The organism is uncultured Rossellomorea sp. (genome assembly GCF_947488365.1).
Classification (GTDB): Bacteria; Bacillota; Bacilli; order Bacillales; family Bacillaceae_B; genus Rossellomorea.
The window spans coordinates 1,116,207-1,134,169 of sequence record NZ_CANKZT010000001.1; the positions used below are offsets into that span (position 1 = coordinate 1,116,207).

General features: G+C 41.1%; 17 protein-coding genes and 1 riboswitch. Of the genes, 2 read left to right on the forward strand and 15 right to left on the reverse strand.

Features of this window, described 5'->3' with window-relative positions; genetic code table 11:
* Nucleotides 1–3: 3 nt before the first annotated feature.
* Both Q1B03_RS05890 and Q1B03_RS05895 read right to left on the reverse strand, forming a co-directional pair.
* A complete protein-coding gene (locus Q1B03_RS05890; RefSeq protein WP_299739167.1) occupies nucleotides 4–666 on the reverse strand; it encodes a methionine ABC transporter permease in 663 nt (220 codons plus the stop codon).
* Entirely contained in the window at nucleotides 656–1,681 is a 1,026-nt protein-coding gene (locus tag Q1B03_RS05895; protein WP_299739169.1) for a methionine ABC transporter ATP-binding protein, read from the reverse strand. Before Q1B03_RS05895 ends, Q1B03_RS05890 begins: the two co-directional genes overlap by 11 nt.
* A gap of 112 nt (nucleotides 1,682–1,793) precedes the next feature.
* A riboswitch (SAM riboswitch) is annotated at nucleotides 1,794–1,898 on the reverse strand.
* Nucleotides 1,899–2,208: 310 nt separating this feature from the next.
* Here Q1B03_RS05895 and Q1B03_RS05900 point away from each other — a divergent pair.
* Nucleotides 2,209–2,778, forward strand: a complete 570-nt coding sequence (locus tag Q1B03_RS05900) for a glycerol-3-phosphate responsive antiterminator (RefSeq protein ID WP_299739171.1) — start codon at nucleotides 2,209–2,211, stop codon at nucleotides 2,776–2,778.
* A 45-nt stretch (nucleotides 2,779–2,823) separates the two neighbouring features.
* On the opposite strand, the gene Q1B03_RS05905 is transcribed toward Q1B03_RS05900, so the two are convergent.
* Nucleotides 2,824–3,357 (reverse strand): MgtC/SapB family protein, encoded by a 534-nt coding sequence (locus tag Q1B03_RS05905; RefSeq protein ID WP_299739173.1) that lies wholly within the window; start codon nucleotides 3,355–3,357, stop codon nucleotides 2,824–2,826.
* Nucleotides 3,358–3,739: 382 nt separating this feature from the next.
* On the opposite strand from Q1B03_RS05905, the gene Q1B03_RS05910 reads away from it, so the two are divergent.
* Nucleotides 3,740–6,724, forward strand: coding sequence for a lamin tail domain-containing protein (locus Q1B03_RS05910; protein ID WP_299739175.1), 2,985 nt, complete (start codon nucleotides 3,740–3,742; stop codon nucleotides 6,722–6,724).
* 235 nt (nucleotides 6,725–6,959) lie between these two features.
* On the opposite strand, the gene Q1B03_RS05915 is transcribed toward Q1B03_RS05910, so the two are convergent.
* From Q1B03_RS05915 to Q1B03_RS05970, 12 genes are all read right to left on the reverse strand, one after another.
* Nucleotides 6,960–7,982, reverse strand: a complete 1,023-nt coding sequence (locus Q1B03_RS05915) for a serine hydrolase (RefSeq protein WP_299739177.1) — start codon at nucleotides 7,980–7,982, stop codon at nucleotides 6,960–6,962.
* 150 nt (nucleotides 7,983–8,132) lie between these two features.
* A complete protein-coding gene (locus Q1B03_RS05920) occupies nucleotides 8,133–9,416 on the reverse strand; it encodes an MFS transporter (protein ID WP_366141278.1) in 1,284 nt (427 codons plus the stop codon).
* Nucleotides 9,417–9,620: 204 nt separating this feature from the next.
* Entirely contained in the window at nucleotides 9,621–10,298 is a 678-nt protein-coding gene (locus Q1B03_RS05925; RefSeq protein WP_299739179.1) for a hypothetical protein, read from the reverse strand.
* A gap of 1 nt (nucleotide 10,299) precedes the next feature.
* Nucleotides 10,300–10,449: a hypothetical protein gene (locus tag Q1B03_RS05930; RefSeq protein ID WP_299739181.1), complete on the reverse strand. Its 150-nt coding sequence runs from the start codon at nucleotides 10,447–10,449 to the stop codon at nucleotides 10,300–10,302.
* A 16-nt stretch (nucleotides 10,450–10,465) separates the two neighbouring features.
* Nucleotides 10,466–10,639, reverse strand: coding sequence for a DUF3221 domain-containing protein (locus Q1B03_RS05935; protein ID WP_299739183.1), 174 nt, complete (start codon nucleotides 10,637–10,639; stop codon nucleotides 10,466–10,468).
* 143 nt (nucleotides 10,640–10,782) lie between these two features.
* Nucleotides 10,783–11,301, reverse strand: coding sequence for a DUF4367 domain-containing protein (locus Q1B03_RS05940; protein ID WP_299739185.1), 519 nt, complete (start codon nucleotides 11,299–11,301; stop codon nucleotides 10,783–10,785).
* A gap of 363 nt (nucleotides 11,302–11,664) precedes the next feature.
* Nucleotides 11,665–12,594: a zinc-binding alcohol dehydrogenase gene (locus Q1B03_RS05945; protein WP_299739187.1), complete on the reverse strand. Its 930-nt coding sequence runs from the start codon at nucleotides 12,592–12,594 to the stop codon at nucleotides 11,665–11,667.
* A gap of 97 nt (nucleotides 12,595–12,691) precedes the next feature.
* Nucleotides 12,692–13,366, reverse strand: coding sequence for a UPF0489 family protein (locus Q1B03_RS05950; protein WP_299739189.1), 675 nt, complete (start codon nucleotides 13,364–13,366; stop codon nucleotides 12,692–12,694).
* Between the two features lie 266 nt (nucleotides 13,367–13,632).
* Complete coding sequence (locus Q1B03_RS05955; protein WP_299739191.1) at nucleotides 13,633–13,935, reverse strand: hypothetical protein; 303 nt, start codon at nucleotides 13,933–13,935, stop codon at nucleotides 13,633–13,635.
* Nucleotides 13,936–13,978: 43 nt separating this feature from the next.
* Nucleotides 13,979–15,250, reverse strand: coding sequence for a CdaR family transcriptional regulator (locus Q1B03_RS05960; protein WP_299739193.1), 1,272 nt, complete (start codon nucleotides 15,248–15,250; stop codon nucleotides 13,979–13,981).
* A gap of 106 nt (nucleotides 15,251–15,356) precedes the next feature.
* Nucleotides 15,357–16,988, reverse strand: a complete 1,632-nt coding sequence (gene pruA / locus Q1B03_RS05965; protein ID WP_044339391.1) for an L-glutamate gamma-semialdehyde dehydrogenase — start codon at nucleotides 16,986–16,988, stop codon at nucleotides 15,357–15,359.
* Nucleotides 16,989–17,027: 39 nt separating this feature from the next.
* Nucleotides 17,028–17,945 (reverse strand): proline dehydrogenase, encoded by a 918-nt coding sequence (locus Q1B03_RS05970; RefSeq protein WP_299739200.1) that lies wholly within the window; start codon nucleotides 17,943–17,945, stop codon nucleotides 17,028–17,030.
* Nucleotides 17,946–17,963: the final 18 nt, after the last annotated feature.

The following is a 17,963-nucleotide window of genomic DNA, read 5'->3' on the forward strand; positions in this document are numbered from 1 at the left end:
CTCCTAACGTCTCCTGATGATTTTTGATAATGTATTCCCTGCTGTCTGCAGTCCCTGCACCATCACGATTAAAATGATGACGGTCACGATCATGACGGATGTTTCAAATCGCTGATATCCGTAAGCAATGGCGAGGTCCCCGAGTCCACCGCCTCCGACTGCCCCGGCCATGGCCGATGCTCCGACGAGTCCGATGGTCGCGATCGTAATATTCAGGACCAGTGTACTCAGTGCTTCCGGAATGAGGATCCCGAAGATGATCTGCCACGGCCCTGCCCCCATGGACTCCGCCGCTTCAATGACACCCGGTTCCACTTCAAGGAGCGAGCTCTCTACCAGTCTTGCAATATACGGTGCTGCAAATACGACAAGCGGTACCACGGCTGCCGCCGTTCCGATCGATGTGCCCACTACCAATCTTGTAAAGGGGATGATGGCCACCATCAAGATGATGAACGGGATCGAACGAAATACGTTGATGATGCTGCTCAATACGGAAAAGACGACTTTATTTTCAAGTAAGTGCCCCTTCCGCGTGACAACGACGATGATGCCGAGGGGAAGCCCAATCAACGTTGCAAATAGAAGGGAGAATGACACCATCGCCACGGTATCCCATGTCGCTTCTATAATTCTTGGCCAAAATAATTCCCAATTAACTTGCACGTTTCTCCACCTCGCTTACGAATAATATGTTCTTCCAATAATCCAGGATCTCTTCTGTTTCGTTCTTACTGCCGATGATCTGTACGATGAGATTCCCGAACGGCTTGCCCTGGAGTTCCGTGATCTGGCCGAACAATACATTAATGTGGGCATCGAATTTCTTTGCCGTTTCGGAAAGGACCGGCGTGCCCGTCGAATCCCCCTTGAAAATGAGGCGGCAGATGCGCCCTTCTTTACTGTCATTCAATTTGTCGAGAACCGATGCCGGCAGCTGATCATTCATGACACTCTTCACAAAATTTCTCGTCGTCGGGGTCTGCGGGTTGGAGAAGATATCGAAGACGCTTCCCTCTTCAACGATTTCTCCATTTTCCATGACCGCGACCTTATCACAGATTTCCCGGATGACCCCCATTTCGTGAGTGATCATCACAATCGTAATGCCATACTCCGCGTTGATTCTCTTTAATAAATTCAAAATCGATTCCGTCGTCTGAGGATCAAGTGCGGATGTGGCTTCATCGCAGAGTAGAATCGAAGGCGACGTCGCCAGGGCTCTTGCTATCCCCACCCTTTGCTTCTGCCCTCCTGACAGTTGATCCGGGTAATGCTTCGCTTTATCTTCAAGTCCGACAAACGCGAGCAATTCCTTTACTCTCTCGCTGATTTTTTCTTTTGGCCATTTTGCAAGTTTCAGAGGATAGGCGATATTCCCTGCCACCGTCCGGGATTGAAACAGATTGAAGTGCTGAAAGATCATCCCGATGCGGTGCCGCTCCTGCCTCAGATCGATGGCCGACTGATCTTTCAGGCTGCGCCCCTCTATGAAAATATCACCCGATGATGGTTTCTCTAAAAAATTGAGACAGCGGACAAGCGTGCTTTTTCCCGCTCCGCTGAATCCGATCACACCATAAATCTCTCCCTTCTTCACTTCGAAGGAAATATTCTTCAAAGCGGTGAATGGGCCATCCTTCGTCTCGAATACTTTCGTAACATTCTGAACTCTAATCATATAAGACTTGCTCCTTTCGCTATGTATACTTCTTGTTGACGATCATGGCTCAAATAAAAAAGTGCCCCCCTTCATAAGAAGAGAGGCACAAAAGTATGTATATGTCCCGCTCTTCTCATCTTTCAAGTCAATTGACTTGATGGAATTGGCACGGTATTCGTAAGAACCCGTTGCCGAGGTATCGCAGGGCCAGTCCCTCCACCTCTCTGGATAAGAAGATATCGCTTTATTAAATTAATGTTATGATGCGTTTAAGCATTAGGGTAATGGTAAAGGATTTGAATTGGTTTGTCAATCCTGTTTTTAAGTAAATTACATTACGGAAATTGGGCACTTGAACCAGTCTTCAATTAGTTGTTGAGTATTTTACGCTTTTCAAGTAAATCGCTTAGATTCTTCCCTAATACTTTACTTCATCGTGCACAATAGTAGTTTACAAGAAAGCCAAGGTTACACCTCTCAACCCCCAAAACAATTATGCTATACTAAAAGAAAAAATATTCAGACTATTAAAAGGGGCCAAAAACATGAAACCAAACATTATCGACATCGTCCAATCCCAAGTCATCGCTTCCATTAAGGAAGAAAAAGACTTGGAAAAGGCTATGCAGTCAAACGCCAACATCGTGTTCATCCTAACCGGCAATCTGATTACCATGGATGGGTATTTGAAAAAGCTGAAGGAAGCAGGTAAAACCACGTTCATACATATTGATTTCATCGATGGATTGTCCAATACGAAAAGTGCCATTAAATACATAGCAGAAATCTGGAAGCCCGCTGGAATCATCACAACAAGGAGCAACCTGATCAAATATGCAAAGGAAGAAGGTTTGATGACGATCCAGCGCCTTTTTCTTATCGACCGTAATGCCCTTGCCAAAGGAATTGATATCGCACAGAACTGCAAGCCGGATGCGATTGAAGTCCTTCCTGGTCTCATGCCGTCCATCATTGATAAACTGACGACCATGACTACGCTGCCCATCATCGCTGGTGGCCTGATCAGTAATAAGGAAGATATTCTGAACGGACTAAGAGCGGGTGCCCTCGCCATTTCTTCAGGGGATCCGAAGCTCTGGAATCTGGATGTTTAACCAAAAAAAGAGCTCAACCACTGGAAAGTTGAGCTCCAACTCTATTTATGTTCCTACTTTTTCTTCTTCCTCTTCTGTCTTACTTTTTTTCCGGGCCCATGGTAGAGGAACCGATGTGATCTCCCGCTCTTCAAAGAAGTTTCCTATCTTCGTAATGATGAAGGTTACGAGTGTTGCGAAGATGACAATGGAATAAAACCCGGCTCCGATACCAATCCCGATTCCCCCCACGTAAAAAATCATCGCCGCTGAAGTCAGTCCTTTCACTCGTAATCCATCTTTCAGTATCACGCCTGCACCTAGGAATCCGAGCCCGGATACGATCTGCGCCGCCAGACGAAACGGGTCCATCACTTTTCCGCTGTCCGGTTGACTGAGCATCTCCGCCCCTTCGATGGAGACGATCGTGATCAATGTACAGGCCACTGATACATACGTATACGTTTTTAACCCCGCCGGTTTATTTTTCGATGTCCTGTCCCAGCCGATGATGAACCCTAATACAGCACTCACCAGTATCCGAAAATAGATATCATGCTGCCAGAAAAATTCCGTTGCTTCATTCATGTACTGCGTCATCTCGCCATCCTCCTTAAATGAAAAAGAGATCGCGCCACAAAGCGAATGCCTGATTTCTCCACTCCATAGTGAAAAAACCATACAGTTCGCTTCATAGGTGATCTCTTCTCCTCTTCCTACCAAGCTTCATTCTTCTTACTATTCCTTTTATCATACACCAATCTATCCTTCATTTCAATGATATATCTAAAAATTCTAAATTTTCCCGAATGGCCATTGCCACCCTTATGCGCTCATTGTATGATTGAGTTAGTGAGATTATATAGCGGGTAGAGATGAGGAGAACCCTGTGTCAATTCGTGTGTACGATGATCGTGCACTCCATTGCCATGGGGTTCTTTTCATTTATACATAAATACCATTTTAAAAGGAGGAAATGAAGTTGAAAAACAGATCTATCACCCGTATAGCCGTCCTTCTTGCTTTAGGAATAGCAGGACTTTTATTGCTTCATGGTCACAGCGCAAATGCAAAAGAGACCAACCCGCCTCTTGTCATCACGGAAATCGTCACCAAATCCGCAGACACCGGTCAGCCCTATGAGTACGTCGAAATCTATAACACCACCTCAGAAGCAATTAATCTACAAGATTATCAACTCCAATACTTTACAAGTAACTTCTCAAGCCCGGCCAACCGATGGCCCATCGACGACAAAACCATCCAGCCGAAAGAATCCCTGGTCCTCTGGTTAAAGAAATTCGCTTATCCTGATGTACCGCTGTGGGACTTTAACTCCAACTACGACATGTATCTCACTCCCGATGACGTATACGAAATCAAACTGACGACTTCCGGTCAGGGACTGCATGACAGCAGCCTTCGCCAGGTAGGGATTGCGGATGCGGAGGATAATATTCTCAATACTGCCCTCATCAATGATGGGGTAGTTGATGGCATCACAAACCGGAGTATTATTTACCAGGCAACCAGCTCAGCGGCAATGGAGAAGCTCAGAAACGACGAACAACCGACTCCTGCCCTCCTGCTGCCTGAACAAGTGGCAGGTCCTGCGACACCAACCAACCTGACTGCAACTCCCGCCAACCAATCGGTCACCCTTGAGTGGGAAGCTTCAGAAGGTGCAGTCTCCTATACGATCTACCATCCTGATGGAACGACCACTTCTACAGATACGACCACTTCGATCATGGATGGATTGGAAAACGGGCAGGCATACACCTTTCGTGTGACGGCTGTGGACTCGGAAGGAAACGAATCCCCGGCAACAAAGGAAGTCCGGGTTGTCCCACAGGAAGTCGTGGACAGTGAAGCCCCTGCTACCCCAACCGGACTGAAAGCAACTCCAGGCAGTGATCATGTCAAGTTATTGTGGAACGCCAATACAGAACGTGATCTTGCAGGTTACCGCGTCTACATTAATGGAACACTTTACGGTACAGTCGCCCCTGACAAGAAGAGTTTGATTATCTCCCCTCTGGAATTGAACAGGGAGTACTCTTTCGAAGTTACGGCACTCGATCAAGTCGGAAACGAATCGGAAGCTACAGCACCCCTCGTCACAGGACCGACAGAAAACGTACCGACACCCGACCTGCTGATCACCGAATTGATTCCGAACACCGATAACTATGCAGGCTATGATGCCTTCGAATATTTTGAGCTTTATAACAACAGTCCGGACCCGATCGATCTGAAGGGGTATCGATTCGCCTCCTATAACTGGGATGAAGAATTCGGGGAAACTCACATACTGGAGCCTTGGGATACAGTGGTGATTTGGACTAGAAATACAGCCATCAGCCCTATCTCCCTTGAAGCATTCAACTATAACTATTTCTATTCGTACAGTAGCAAGTATCTTCAGGAAGAGGATACGATCGTCCTCGGTGATATCGCCGGCCTGGTCAACGGCGGTAATACCCTGACCGTTTATGACCCTGATGGACTCGAAGTCGTCAGAGCTGAATACTCTGGAGAGGACGTTTCTCTAAAACAAACCGTCACTTATACCTATCCAAAAGATAATACCCGGACCATGGAAAAATTGGCAACTGGCCAATATCCGACACCAGGATGGGTTGTTGAAAATCAAGCACCGGATCGTCCCGTGTCAGATGAAGAACCACCGCATTCACCGACCAACCTTGAGGCAACTGCGGGCAACGGGGAAGCCGTTTTAACCTGGGACGCTTCAACTGAATCCGATCTATACCGTTATCACATTTACAAAGATGGCGAACTTGAATACTCCGTAGATCCATCCGAGACTGAATTTACACTCTATACATTGGTCGGGAATCAAACGTACTCGTTACAAGTAAGCGCCGAGGATACATCAGGAAACGTATCGGAGAAATCAGCGCCTGTACTCGTAACGCCGGAACACCAGATCATCACCCAGCTGGAACGGTGGGAACATGAAAAAGATCCCGCCTACCAAGGTTTATGGGATATCAGTTCCGACGGACCGGTGATCGCTGGACTTTCTCAAGGGCTCGTGCCTCAAGGATTGACCTATTATGCAAAAAAAGATTGGCTGCTTACCGTCAGCTACGTCGATGATGGGATTCGGCCGGGTACCATTACCGTAACAGATCGTACAACTGGAGAATTGGTGAAATCCGTTGTTCTTTACAATACGGACGGCACACCGTATACCGGTCATGCAGGCGGAGTCACCGTCAGTCGTGATCACGGCTGGGTGGCATCCGAGAATCACTTATTCAGTTTCAATTTAAGCGACCTGGTACAGGCAGAAAATAACGGAGAAATCCAGTTCACAAGACAGATTCCATTACCGGTCGAAGCCGCTTATACCGTATATGATGAAGGCATCCTCTGGGTCGGGGAATTCTATGAGGCAAACGCCTACCCGACCGATCCCTCTCATCATATCGAGAACCGGGATGGGGAAATGCATTACGCCTGGATGATCGGATTTGATTTGGAACGGAACAACGACATGCTTAGTGAAGAGCAGTGGAATGGCTCGCCTGACCACTATGCCGTGCCGGATTACGTTCTCTCTACGACAGGAAAAGTCCAGGGAGCGATCATGCAGAAGGCGGCAAGGAATGGCGTCACTCTCAGTACCTCCTACGGAAGAGCCAACGACAGCGTACTGTACCGCTATGAATACCCGTTAAAAGAAGACCCTCATGCCCATGTAACCATTGATGGAAAGCAAGTACCTCTCTGGTTCCTTGATGGCCACACGGCAAAACCGCGTCAGAGCATAGAAGCCATTCCGATGCCTGAGGGGATCGTGGAAGTACAAAAAGAGCTCTACGTCGTATTTGAATCAGGTGCTGATAAATATCGTTATACGACCACCTATCCGATGGACCGGATGCTTATGATCGATATGAAGAAGTTGATGAAGGATGATAAGGGGATTGAATAGCACGTAAAAGGAAGTGGCGATCAATTTCAGGGGGTCCGTTTAGGAAATAAAAACAAATTGTCATCCAATTTCACAGCAGAAATAGCAGTTAAATAACAATGTATTTAGCAGTTAAACCTCCGGAACTAAGGGTCTGGGGGTTTATTTTAATATCTTCTTATTCCGTTAGCACCCCGTTAGTGGAATATGGAATCTGCCAATGAATGGCTACTGATTAGAACTCAGAAACACTACACTATGAATTTTTCAGACTTGAAATTACCAGGTTCCCAAACATTTGTATATCTTTAATATAATCGAAACCTAAGTTCTCGGATGCATTTAAACTATTGGACATTCTAACAGCCACAGTATTATATTCGGGAATAACAGTACAGGAACAGCCTGATGCTCCAAGTATTTGATAAGAACCATCTGGTAATTCTGAACCTAATTCATTGTAAGTAACAGACACATCTCCATCCTTAACCCACCATAAAAAACCGAACTTTGGAAGTGGACGGGGAAATGAATTAGGGCTTTGAACAGAAGTAGTTAGTTCAAATATCTCCTGTGGAAGTATTGATTTACCTTCAAATACTCCTTTGTTTAAATGTAAATTTCCCCAATATGCTAATTCTCTGGCACTTACATATAGATTTCTTTCATCACCTAAATTTGAACCTATTCTCAATGTAGGATAACTCTTAGACGAATCTATATCACAAACTAAATTGTTACTTCCTTCAATTACCCACCCAGTGTTTGTCCAATGTAAAGGCTTAAACACTTTCTTTGAGAGGATGTCGTTTACTGTTTTGCCAGTAGCTTTGTATAAGATTTTTGCCAATATTTCTGGTTTCTTCCCCTCAATATCAGTTCCTAAATCAAAGGCACGATAAACTTTACTATTTTCAAATTTCAGACCAGTACACCTTGTTAATAGATGTCTAATCGTTGTCTCTCCAAGAGTTTCTTTATTATATTCATCTAAATATTCACTTAAATTATCATCCAAGCTTAATAAACCTTCATTTATAGCTATTGCAATTGCGAGTCCAACATAAGTAACTCTAACAGAATAAACATTGAATCTCGAATCATAATTTATCTTTTTTGCCCCTTGCTCAAAATGATGCTCCCCCGAGTACCATTCGAGCACTATTTTATTATCTTTTATAATAACCACAGCAGAACCTGATGCTTTTATATTTCTTTGTACTTTTTCAGTATATGTAGTGAGTTCTTTAAAAGCGTCTTTCTTTAAAGTCTTATCCATCCCTTAACCCTCCCTTTCTTTAGATACAAGTTCTCTTATTCTTCAATTAACCTGCCCAATAATTGAAGCGGGTCAATAGCCGGATCAATTAGCAGATCTTTAGTTATTGCACCCGTTGAATTAAAAATTTTATTGCTAATAATGAATATATTAAGAAGTACTTTTGAGTACGGGTTCTTCTGCAAAATACTCGAATTTACTTGGCAGAAGAACCAACCTTATTTGCCAAATGCTTATGACAAGCATTAATGTAGAGGCAGCAATAATACTGTACCTAACTGGAATAATATCACCTGTAAAACCAATCAATAATATGAAGATAACCTGAAGAAAACTTTGAAAAATACCATATATGCTAGAAATTCTTCCCATCATTTTTATTGGAACATTATTCTGGTAAAAAGTCATAAACCCGGTGCCAGAGAATGAGTTGAAAAAACCTAATACCATAAAGCCTATGGCTACTGACCAAAATGAAAATGAAAAAGCATAGACCAGGTAGCCCACTGAAACCATAAAATAACCAGAAGATATTAGGGCTCTTATTGACAACTTTTTAGCTATCATCGAAACAATGGTTGCTCCTAAGATAGAACCCACCCCTGTTAAACTTATAAGAAGTCCATATTCTGTCTCAGATAAATTTAATACTTTTTGAGTAAATACGACCTCTTGAGCATCCATTCCAAGTGCAACTATCATAAAAAATTGAGCTAAGAAGTACACTTTTACTATGAAAAGATTACTTTGACTAAATTTAAATACTTCTTTCCAATCACTTTTCAATATTTCCAAACTAATCTTGCGTACTGTTACATCCACTTCAGTATTCACATTTGGTAATAAATACACCATTATAGCTGAAACAATAAAAGAAAAGGCATTAATCCATATTGATATATTTACAGTGGTAATGAGTAGGAGTGCCCCAGAAATAGCAGGACCGATTAAAAAGGCACTAGAAGTAATTAAACTCCTGAAAGAGTTAAACTGTTTTCGTCCTTTCTCTGGAACAACATTCGTAATATAAGTAAGTGCTGCTGGTTCAAAGAAAGCTTTTGAAACAGATAAAAAGAATAAACATACATATATAAGCCAAATAGAGCCGAAGAAAGGCATGGCTACTACTAAGAATGCACGAATGATGTCTGTTCCAATCATTATTCGTCGAATATTCAAACGGTCAATAATACTCCCAGACCAAAATTTCGTTAACATCGAAGCGATAGGTCCTATAATCCATAACCCAGCTACTGCGGCAGCAGAGCCCGTTAGTTTTAATACTAAAACATTGATAGCAACAAGATAAATAAAATCTCCTAAGGTTGATATCCCTAATCCAAATAGTAATAAATATGAATTCTTTTTTTGTGAGAAGCTTGGTTGATTAATATGAACACCCCATTTAGTGATCTTTAAATATATTTTTTCTATAAAGCATTAGAAATCACCTGTAAATATTAATATTTGTCACAAATGATTCTTAACTAAAAAAAAACCCTCAATTTAGAGGGTCCCCTATTCAATTAACCTGCCCTAAAACTGAACAAAGAAAAAAACTAAAGTTCAGCTACCCAATCGATCTTCAGCTATAGCCCCCGTTAACGGAATAGATGGGGAAAAGCTTTGCTCGAAAAATCAGGTCTTGTTAAAATATCTAAAAGTCTCATACTGTCCGTACTTAATAACAGTTTTAAATTCTTCCCCATTATTCTTATCTATTAATAGGTCATCCATCTTATCGACTTTGATATTGTAATGTCTCTTATTTAGATAGCCCACACTCCGAATAGTCGGATGGTTTAAAATAGGTGTTAAATCTCCATCTAACACATTAGTATCAACAAATCTAAAGTCAATTAAGTTAGGAAAATGATATAAGAAATTCAAACTTTCAAGAGTACCACAAGAATTAAGACACAGTACCCGAAGATTTTTCAAAGAGAATAATTCTTCATTTAATAAAATTTTCTTTGATTGATTAATATGTAAATGTTCAAGTGTATCTGCTAGCCCTGCCAAACCTAGATCATTTTGTAATTTAGTACAATAATGTAATTCTAAACGCTTTAAATTACTCATTTTTTCTATACCGAGAAAATTTTCTATATTGGACCAGTTTAGTTCTAGATAAAGGAGAGCTTCTGGAAAACCAACAAAGTTTCCTAACTTATTCTTTTTATGGTGCCAGAGAGTAAGGTATTGAATGTCTTCAAGCTGTGTTTTATTAAACTTATCTACTTTTAGATTTAGGCATGCTTGAAGTTGATCTGGTATTTGTTCAAACCAAATGGTATTATTCCTCCAATTCCCCACTTTAAATCACCCCAAATTCCCCTGTATTTCTTTCTATTATCTTATCATCTGTGCTTATTAAACTAAACTGCCCCAATAATTGAAGAAGGGAGATAACCGGATCAACTTGCTGATCTTCAGCTCTTGCCCCCATAAGTTGAACAAGAAACATTTTTTAACCACTTTCACTAATTTATCTTCTCGGCTTTCAGAACCTTTATTTTAGCAGGATGTGATTCCAAAATTTCATCGTACCAAACGGTAATTTTTTGACCATCTTTATATCTAGAAAAAGAAATTGGAAGGTCACCTAATTTATAGATTCCTCCATAGCTTCTAATGAATTCTTGATCAGGGTACATTCGCATCACTCCTGTTCCCAGAATGGTAATTCACTAATTATGATATTCCGTTAACCTGCCGGATAATTAAAGGCGGGCAATGGCTGAATTTGATCATCAGATCTTCAGTTATTGCCCCCGTTAGCTGAAGATACAAGTGTCTTTCACCTGAATGTTCTTGCAATCTCAACCATTTCATCTTTTGATAAAAAAGAACTATCCATTTGCACGTATGTCTCATCTTCTATCCAAGTTAAAAGACCACCAGTTATTACCTTTCCATTTAATTCTTTACCACCGTTAGCCCATTCTTGATAATAAGCAGGAACATCATTTATTTTTATTTTTATTTTTTCTCCCTCTGAAAACTCTTCTTCCAATTGACTGATTACCCTTTTGGAGACCTTTCTTTCTTCTATTCCTAGTATTAAATTTTCATCATTTTCATTCATATAATGCAATCTAATGCTGCTTAAATTTCCCTCCTTATTATCGCGGGTTTTTATTTCCAAAGTCCACTCTTCGGGAACCTTCTTTGGAACGAGCACTTTAAAATTCACCTCTTTTTTCACTTCAGCTATCGTGAGGCTGTTGTGGTTATACTTCATTTCTTTAGCGATGGCTATTGAGGAGGAAACAGTACCAAGAAGTAAAATTAGCATTAAACCTGAAATAAGTTTCAATCAAAATACCCCGTTTCTCTTATATAATGTTTATACTATATTATCCCCAATACACTATATTCAATAAAAAAAAGCGAATGGCATAATAGCAATCGCTTAACAGTGAAATTATTTTTAGTTAGATGTAGAATAACTTATTTATTTTCTACATCCTCTAAACGTTTTTCTAAGTTATTTATCCTCTCATTTGTTTCATTATTGGAGTTTTTCATTCGCTTGTATACCATTATAAACAATGAGATAAAGAATAAGACTAAGACAAAAGCTCCTAGTAAATATCCGATAATGATTTCCACATAATCATTCCTTCATATCTGTATTCAATTATCCTGCCCTTTAATGGCATAACCATCTGCTGAATGCTTAAAGATATTTGACTAGAACCTTTAATGGTCTATTATTGTTGTTACTGAGCTCCATAAAACAATCTATAAGTTCGTCTGATTGAATTTCACGCTCAAATATCTTTGATAAATGCGGAGTTTTAACACCCTCCGTAAAGAACCAATTGGAGTGTTGCTGATAGTCCCATCCGTCACTTGAACCAACAATTTTTAATTCTTTTTCATAAAAGTCTTCATTTAAGTAAAAAAGATCTATATTCCCATCCGATAATATACAGATTTCTTGATGGTGCTTTAATGACTTAAGCTGGGTATGAAACGCATCTATACTCGCTGAGCACTCCAGTCCGTAATCATAAAAGACAGCAGGAACTTCTTCTTTATTAGAATAGGTATTGGTTGCACCGAAAGTCTTCGCTAGCACTCTTCTTGATTCATAGGGTTCCAAGACATCAATATGATCCACATCCATATAGTTTTTCAAAAAATGAATGGTCAATAATCCGATTGTACCTGCACCAGTGACAAGCACTTTATCTTTTGATGCAGGCTTGAGCTTTAAAACTCCTTTTCCAGCATCACAAGATAACGTATTAAGCAGGGCATTCCTATATTCAAGAGAATCCGGTACTTTTACTACATTACTGGCTTTTACTATTCCTACATTTTTATGACCATAGAATGCGAGTACATGATTACCTATTTTAATGTTCTTAACATCATCCCCTACTTTTATTACTTGACCATAGCTTTCATAGCCAGTTTCTTTTGGGTAAAGAGGATTTGGATCGGTAACATCCGATTCATTATATTGAGGCAATTCAGCTCCAATACTTATTGCTCCAGCAATGGTTTGAATTAATATTTCATCGGCTTCTAAATCTCTTATTTCATTTCTTATCCATTCTAATTTTTGCTTCCCAGATAATATTAGTGATTGTTGTATCATCGATTTCAGTCCTTATGTAGTTATTCTTAATAATGGAGTGGTTCTCCTGTTACCTGCGTTTAAAGTACTATTCATAGAATCAGTTAATACATATAATTTACCAGTTAATAAATTTCTCATATTCTAATTCAAAAACCTCAAGAAAAAAATCGAAAATTTCTTGAGATGTCTGGTCACCACCACAATATTCAGGTGAAATAGATACTGTGATTAGGTCCCAGTCACCTTCAACATAATACTGTTTGAATCTCTTCAAATGATATTTAATATACTCTTCGCTATATCGGAATGGATTGTTATCATAGTTCCGCTCAATACCTTGGTAAGCATGCAAATTAAAAAAATCCAAGTCTAAGTCTAATATATGGCTCTCTTTTTCATTTTTAAAAAAATCCATCCGATACTGGTTTTCAAATTGGTTATAGGTGTAGGAATGGAAGACTTCTCTAGGTGGTTGATTATAGTCACCAATCATGAATACATCTTTTATGGTGCCTGTTCCTTCGGCAGCTTTAATAAACTCAAAAATTTCTAAGTCTTTAGCAATTTGTAATGCTTGATCTCTTGTTTCAATTTTTGTTACCTTTTCAAGTGGTTCACAATAGTCATCATGAAAATCAACATGTAGTAACGTTGCACCAGGTTTTATTTCATTATTAAGCCTTGCTATCTCCCATGCAGCAAATGCCCAATTATGGTCTCTCATAACATAAATATTCTGTTCTGGGTATTTAATTTTCCAGCTTGAGTCCATGTCCTTTACTTTTTTCATCAAATTCCTCCACATAGTAGTCAATACAAATTATTTCAAATGTTCAGATTATAATCAATCCCATTCTTCCATTAAATGGCCCTTTAACGGCATAACAACCTGCAAACCGGGGAGGGTACTTATTCTACTTTTTGGCTTTCAGGGGGAATTGTAGAAAAGAAAAAGGAGAGACGGAACAGTCCCCTCTCTACAAATAAAAAAAAGAAAAAAGCGATTGCTATATAGCAACCGCTTGAATTAATAACACTCTGTACCTTGAACATGGATTAAAACATTTCATCATAATATTTCTTTGGATCGGAAATGTTATTTGACACAAAAAACGCTGCCTGGCTCTTAAACATTTCAATATAAGATTCGTGATCCATAGCCAGTCCTTTTAACTCATCAACGCTTCCCTCAACACTGACTGTATCCATAGTCAAATCTACAAGAACCGTCATATAGATAACTTTATTGTATGAAACGGTTCCTGTTACTTGTTTCTTTGTAAGATCGACCTTTGTAAAATTGTGCTTCACACCTGTTGGTTTAAATATGGTATATCCTACATTTACATTATTCTTCACTGTAAAAACCCCATTGGAATAAATTTTCCCCTGGCTAGGATGGTCAAATCCCTTTCAATGCATCCTTGTACCGCTGATAATAAGCTTCCACATTATTCAACAACAACAACTCCGTATACAAATAAACCTTCATATTAAAATCATTAAAATCAATCGTAGTCAGTTCCTGTATCTTTTTAATCCGATAATTCAACGTGTTCGGGTGGATGAACAGCTCATTGGCTGTCTGTTTCCCCTTCCCATCATTCGCCAAGTACACCTCAAGTGTCTTAAGAAGGTCTGTCTGTTTTTTCACATCATTCTTGATCAATACCAACAAATCATCACTGTAATAATCTTTTGATGTGTTTTTCTCATAAAGCGTTGGCAAGTACCGGTAAATGCCCAATTGAGCGAATTCCCGGGGCATCGATTCAGGTCGCGGACTGATGAAGTTAGCCGTTTCAATGACTTCAGACGCTTCCAAGAAGCTCTTTCTCATTTGATATAACGTCGTGTATTCCTTACCGATTCCAATCAGGAAGTTGTAGAATTCTTCCTCGCCTGTTTGCTCTTTCACCTTTTCAACTAGATCTCTGGCTAATTCCAGGGAAGAAGACGGTGTGTCTGCTTTGCCGTAGAGAACGAGGATCACTTGGTATTCCGTTCGTAAGGTGTAAATATTTGTATGGAAGCTGGATTCCTGGACCAGCTTTTCAAGTTGGTCGAGCATAGGCTTATATTGCGACGATGCAATCGAATAAACCGCTACGGTGAACCGTTCCGGCAGTGTCAGCTTGACAAGGGATGCATCATGACGGAGTTGGCTTTCGCTTCCGTACTCGTGCTGCAGGAGATGCCACAGTACTTCTTCTTTTCTGTCCTTTTTGATATTGACCTTTGCGTACATATCATTGATCAAGTTTCCCAGATGAGGGGAGATTTCTTCAAGGAAAGCGAGCTCTTCATTTTCGAGGAGACGGCTGGATTCCTGGACCCAGATGTATCCCATCGTGTTCCCCAGGTACTTTGCCGCGATGACGACACGCTGGTGGAATCCTAACTCTTCCATCGCCTGCACCCGGATTGGATCGGAATGTTTTTCGAGCTGGTGTACGATTCCCTCTTTTTTCAGTCGATCGATGATGAAGACCGGACATTTTTTTGTAAGGATCGTCTTTAGCTGTGTTTGATCGAACTTATTAGAAGAGGAACTGTATGAAATCAGTTCGAAATTTTTATTTTCAATGATGACGGGATTGCCCAGTTTTGAGCTGATCAATTCCGTCGCTTTATGAATATCTTCGGTTTGGAGGATTACATCAATGGCTTCCATAGGAATCTTACCTTTCCACGAGTGTTTATGATTCCTATTATAGCGTTAAATCCCCGAATAAAAAAAGAAAAGCTCCCCCTGATCGGGAGAGCTTATCGTGTTCGATTTATTCTTCATCCATAAACGGATAGACAATATCTGTTGTTGGAGCAAAGTTTTCTTTGATGATACGAGGGCTGGTCCAACGAATCATGTTGAAAATAGAGCCTGCTTTATCGTTTGTACCAGAACCGCGTGAACCACCGAATGGTTGTTGGTTGATCACGGCACCAGTTGGTTTATCGTTGATGTAGAAGTTACCAGCTGCACCGGAAAGACGTCGTTCCAAGTGCATGATCGCTTCACGATCTTGCGCAAAGATTGCGCCCGTTAATGCATACATGGAAGCTGTATCCACTGAAGTCAGTGTTTCTTCTAATTGTTCATTTTCGTATACATAAATCGTTAATACTGGTCCGAAAATTTCTTCGGTCATCGTTTTGAAGTTTGGATTCGTTGTTACGATGACAGTCGGTTGAACGAAGTATCCAACTGAATCATCATACGTACCACCGGCAATGATTTCAGCTTCTTCAGAATCAGCCGCATAGTCGATGTAGCTTGTGATAGAATCAAAGGCAGCTTTGTCAATGACCGCACCCATGAAGTTCCTGAAGTCTCTTACATCCCCTACTTTAAGCTTCGCCGTTTCTTCCACGACACCATTTTTCACTTCTTCCCACATGCTTGCAGGGATGTAAGCACGAGAAGCTGCTGAACATTTTTGACCTTGGTATTCGAATGCACCACGAACAAGTGCAGCGACAACTTTGTCTGCTTGAGCTGTTTCGTGAGCGAAGACAAAGTCTTTACCGCCTGTTTCCCCAACTAAACGAGGATACGATTTGTAGTTTGTGATGTTTTCCCCGACTGTCTTCCAAATCGTCTGGAACACGCTTGTTGATCCAGTGAAGTGGAATCCGGACATGCGTGGGTCTGTTAACACCACATCTGATACTTGTGAACCACGTGATGGGACGAAGTTGATAACGCCCTTAGGCAGTCCAGCTTCTTCCAGGATTCGCATGAAGTAGTAGTTTGATAGTACAGCCGTTGTTGCCGGTTTCCACACAACTACGTTCCCCATGATGGCAGGAGCTGACGGCAGGTTTCCACCGATTGCTGTGAAGTTAAACGGAGAGATAGCTAATACGAAACCATCTAACGCACGGTATTCTAAACGATTCCAGATGTTTTTCATGCTATCTGGCTGCATTTGATAGATTTGGTTTGCATAATCAACGCCAAAGCGTAAGAAATCCGCTAATTCTTGTGCAGCATCAATTTCCGTTTGGTACGCTGTTTTGGATTGTCCTAACATTGTGGCCGCATTGATGACGTCGCGGTATGGACCAGAGATCAAATCCGCAGCTTTCAAGAAGATCGATGCTCTGTGCTGCCATGGCATATTGGACCAAGAATCTTTCGCAGCCATTGCCGCTTCCACTGCATCGCGAAGCTCTTTTTCACCTGCTTGTGAATAAGTAGCCAATACATGTTTGTGATCGTGCGGCATAACCACTTGTTTCACTGTATCGGTCTTTATTTTCTCGCCATTGATGATGACCGGGATTTCAACCTCGATACCAGCTTGGCGTTCTAATTCAGCTTTTAACGTTTCTCTTTCTTTCGTACCTGGGGCATATGTATTGCCAGGCTCATTTGTTGGTTTTGGGATGTTGTAAATTCCGTTACTCATTCTCTTCACATTCCTTTCTGATTTCATTCTGTCTGGATGTTACTTGCTGAAGATTCCCTTTAATGCAAATGCGATGTTTGCCGGCCTTTCCGCCAGGCGTCGCATGAAATACCCGAACCAGTCCTCGCCATATGGCAGGTAAATGCGGACGGTATATCCTTTTTTCAGTAAGTCGGACTGCAGTTGATTCCGCATGCCGTAAAGCATTTGGAACTCGAATCTGTCATTCGGGATATTGTGTTCTTTTACTAATCCGATGGTGTAATCGATGATCGCTTCATCATGGCTTGCGATCGCAGTATAATGGCCGTTCAAGAGCTGCTTCTTGATGAGATGCTTCAGATTCTCATCCACCTTCTTCTTCTCCTGGAACGCCACTTTACCCGATTCATTATATGCACCCTTCACAAGCCTCAAATAAGGGGAGAACTGATTGAGATCATCCACATCCTGCTCTGAGACATATAGATAGGATTGGATCACCGTCCCCACATTGTCGTACTTTTGACGGAGCTTCTTGTAAACGTCAAGGATGGCATGGCACCTCGAGGAATCCTCCATATCGAGGGTGACCGTGATTCCGCTTTCTTTTGCCTTCGACAGAATCAACTCCATGTTTTCCATGACAAGATCTTGACTGATATCCAATCCCAGGGAAGTCAATTTCACAGAGATCTCAGTTTCGAGCCCATGATAGGCAATCGCACTGATACTCTGGATACATCCTTGGACATTCTCCCGGACCACCGATGTGGAATCGACGAACTCACCAAGATGATCGACCGTTACCTGGAATCCCTCCTCGTTCAATTGCGTAATCAATGGAATCGCTTGTGCAAAGGTTTCTCCCCCTACAAGCTTATTAGCCCCAAATCTTGACCCCCACCGTTTGGCCATCTTATCCATCGCCTTATTGTGAGAAAGAAACAAGAAAAAACGCTTACTGATTGCTTCCATGATTACAACACCTCCTTA

What these genes read in the sequence shown, in the direction of transcription:
- Q1B03_RS05900 (WP_299739171.1), top strand. Translation starts at nt 2,209, where the DNA reads ATGAAACCAAACATTATCGACATCGTCCAATCCCAAGTCATCGCTTCC.
- Q1B03_RS05970 (WP_299739200.1), bottom strand. Translation starts at nt 17,945, where the DNA reads ATGGAAGCAATCAGTAAGCGTTTTTTCTTGTTTCTTTCTCACAATAAG.
- Q1B03_RS05935 (WP_299739183.1), bottom strand. Translation starts at nt 10,639, where the DNA reads ATGTACCCTGATCAAGAATTCATTAGAAGCTATGGAGGAATCTATAAA.
- Q1B03_RS05895 (WP_299739169.1), bottom strand. Translation starts at nt 1,681, where the DNA reads ATGATTAGAGTTCAGAATGTTACGAAAGTATTCGAGACGAAGGATGGC.
- Q1B03_RS05960 (WP_299739193.1), bottom strand. Translation starts at nt 15,250, where the DNA reads ATGGAAGCCATTGATGTAATCCTCCAAACCGAAGATATTCATAAAGCG.
- Q1B03_RS05945 (WP_299739187.1), bottom strand. Translation starts at nt 12,594, where the DNA reads ATGATACAACAATCACTAATATTATCTGGGAAGCAAAAATTAGAATGG.
- Q1B03_RS05950 (WP_299739189.1), bottom strand. Translation starts at nt 13,366, where the DNA reads ATGAAAAAAGTAAAGGACATGGACTCAAGCTGGAAAATTAAATACCCA.
- pruA (WP_044339391.1), bottom strand. Translation starts at nt 16,988, where the DNA reads ATGAGTAACGGAATTTACAACATCCCAAAACCAACAAATGAGCCTGGC.
- Q1B03_RS05930 (WP_299739181.1), bottom strand. Translation starts at nt 10,449, where the DNA reads ATGTTTCTTGTTCAACTTATGGGGGCAAGAGCTGAAGATCAGCAAGTT.
- Q1B03_RS05915 (WP_299739177.1), bottom strand. Translation starts at nt 7,982, where the DNA reads ATGGATAAGACTTTAAAGAAAGACGCTTTTAAAGAACTCACTACATAT.
- Q1B03_RS05905 (WP_299739173.1), bottom strand. Translation starts at nt 3,357, where the DNA reads ATGACGCAGTACATGAATGAAGCAACGGAATTTTTCTGGCAGCATGAT.